4 protein-coding genes are annotated in these 2,184 nt (G+C 38.0%); all 4 read left to right on the top strand.

All coding sequences use genetic code 11. The features are described 5' to 3' along the window. Nucleotides 1-24 precede the first annotated feature (24 nt). The 4 genes from ADG03_RS05885 (at nucleotide 25) to ADG03_RS05870 (ending at nucleotide 2,183) form a co-directional block, all read left to right on the top strand. A complete protein-coding gene (locus ADG03_RS05885) occupies nucleotides 25-753 on the top strand; it encodes an energy-coupling factor ABC transporter permease (RefSeq protein ID WP_049472705.1) in 729 nt (242 codons plus the stop codon). Next, nucleotides 750-1,034, top strand: a complete 285-nt coding sequence (locus tag ADG03_RS05880) for an energy-coupling factor ABC transporter substrate-binding protein (RefSeq protein ID WP_049472704.1) — start codon at nucleotides 750-752, stop codon at nucleotides 1,032-1,034. The genes ADG03_RS05885 and ADG03_RS05880 overlap by 4 nt, the downstream gene beginning before the upstream one ends. Before the next feature lie 139 nt (nucleotides 1,035-1,173). Then, nucleotides 1,174-1,902, top strand: coding sequence for an energy-coupling factor ABC transporter permease (locus ADG03_RS05875; RefSeq protein ID WP_049472705.1), 729 nt, complete (start codon nucleotides 1,174-1,176; stop codon nucleotides 1,900-1,902). Then, nucleotides 1,899-2,183, top strand: coding sequence for an energy-coupling factor ABC transporter substrate-binding protein (locus ADG03_RS05870; protein ID WP_049472704.1), 285 nt, complete (start codon nucleotides 1,899-1,901; stop codon nucleotides 2,181-2,183). The genes ADG03_RS05875 and ADG03_RS05870 overlap by 4 nt, the downstream gene beginning before the upstream one ends. Nucleotide 2,184: the final 1 nt, after the last annotated feature.

Raw genomic sequence — 2,184 nt, 5'->3', positions numbered from 1 at the left:
GGGTAAAGAAAAAGGAGTGCAATTATGAAAAAAAGTAAAAAAATGCTAGCAATTGCTTTATTAGTATTGCTATTCATCTTTAGACCTCAACCTGTTTCTGCTATGCACATTATGGAAGGCTATCTCCCATTGGTATGGTGTATCGTTTGGTTCTTACTATTTTTACCATTCTTCATCTTCGGTTTGATCAAGATTAAGAAGATTGTTTCAAAAGATCCAAATTCAAAAACTATGTTGGCCTTGTCAGGTGCCTTCATCTTTATCTTATCTTCATTGAAAATCCCTTCCGTAACTGGATCTAGCTCTCACCCAACTGGTGTAGGTTTGGGAACTGCGATGTTTGGGCCATCTGTTATTAGTGTCTTAGGAACCATTTGTTTGTTGTTCCAAGCTCTTCTTTTAGCCCACGGTGGTTTGACAACACTTGGTGCTAATGCCTTCTCAATGGCTGTAGTTGGTCCTTTTGTCGGATTTGCAGTTTATAAATTCAGTCGCTCTTTGAAACTATCTAAACCAGTCTCACTCTTCTTGTGTGCGATGATTGCTGATTTGGCAACTTATGCAACAACTTCCCTTCAACTTGGCCTGGTTTTCCCAGATCCAACTACAGGAGTATTCGGATCTACCATTAAGTTCTTGGGAGTCTTTCTCATTACACAAATTCCAATTGCGATTGTAGAAGGACTACTTACAGTAATCTTCTATAACTTGATTTCAGAAAATGCTAGTGAAAGAGAGGGTCTATTCCTATGAAAAAACATAAGAATCTTTTGTTATTAGCAGCTATTGTTGTAATTATTGTCGGTGCTTTCTTATTTGCCCCTAAAGGAGTAGAATATAGTGGTACGGATGATGCCGCAGAAAATGCTATTTCGACTATTCAAAAGGACTATAAACCTTGGTTTTCACCATTGTTTGAACCACCAGGATCAGAAGTAGAGAGCTTACTCTTTACCCTACAAGGTAGCATCGGTGCAGGGATCATCTTCTATGTCATTGGCTACCAAAGAGGGAAGAAGCATCAAGATAAATAAAGCTGGAGTAGGAGGAAATTCTATTTAATATATGATGTCTGGTTTTCCTCCTCTATTTCTCTATTACTGTTCTAGATTTTATTCTACAACCCTATTGGTTAAGAAACATCCATTAGGGTAAAGAAAAAGGAGTGCAATTATGAAAAAAAGTAAAAAAATGCTAGCAATTGCTTTATTAGTATTGCTATTCATCTTTAGACCTCAACCTGTTTCTGCTATGCACATTATGGAAGGCTATCTCCCATTGGTATGGTGTATCGTTTGGTTCTTACTATTTTTACCATTCTTCATCTTCGGTTTGATCAAGATTAAGAAGATTGTTTCAAAAGATCCAAATTCAAAAACTATGTTGGCCTTGTCAGGTGCCTTCATCTTTATCTTATCTTCATTGAAAATCCCTTCCGTAACTGGATCTAGCTCTCACCCAACTGGTGTAGGTTTGGGAACTGCGATGTTTGGGCCATCTGTTATTAGTGTCTTAGGAACCATTTGTTTGTTGTTCCAAGCTCTTCTTTTAGCCCACGGTGGTTTGACAACACTTGGTGCTAATGCCTTCTCAATGGCTGTAGTTGGTCCTTTTGTCGGATTTGCAGTTTATAAATTCAGTCGCTCTTTGAAACTATCTAAACCAGTCTCACTCTTCTTGTGTGCGATGATTGCTGATTTGGCAACTTATGCAACAACTTCCCTTCAACTTGGCCTGGTTTTCCCAGATCCAACTACAGGAGTATTCGGATCTACCATTAAGTTCTTGGGAGTCTTTCTCATTACACAAATTCCAATTGCGATTGTAGAAGGACTACTTACAGTAATCTTCTATAACTTGATTTCAGAAAATGCTAGTGAAAGAGAGGGTCTATTCCTATGAAAAAACATAAGAATCTTTTGTTATTAGCAGCTATTGTTGTAATTATTGTCGGTGCTTTCTTATTTGCCCCTAAAGGAGTAGAATATAGTGGTACGGATGATGCCGCAGAAAATGCTATTTCGACTATTCAAAAGGACTATAAACCTTGGTTTTCACCATTGTTTGAACCACCAGGATCAGAAGTAGAGAGCTTACTCTTTACCCTACAAGGTAGCATCGGTGCAGGGATCATCTTCTATGTCATTGGCTACCAAAGAGGGAAGAAGCATCAAGATAAATAAA

Source organism: Streptococcus parasanguinis (assembly GCF_001069785.1).
In the GTDB taxonomy this organism is placed as follows: domain Bacteria; phylum Bacillota; class Bacilli; order Lactobacillales; family Streptococcaceae; genus Streptococcus; species Streptococcus parasanguinis_T.
Note: the sequence above shows the minus strand (reverse complement) of the source record. Positions and strands in the feature narration are given on the sequence as shown.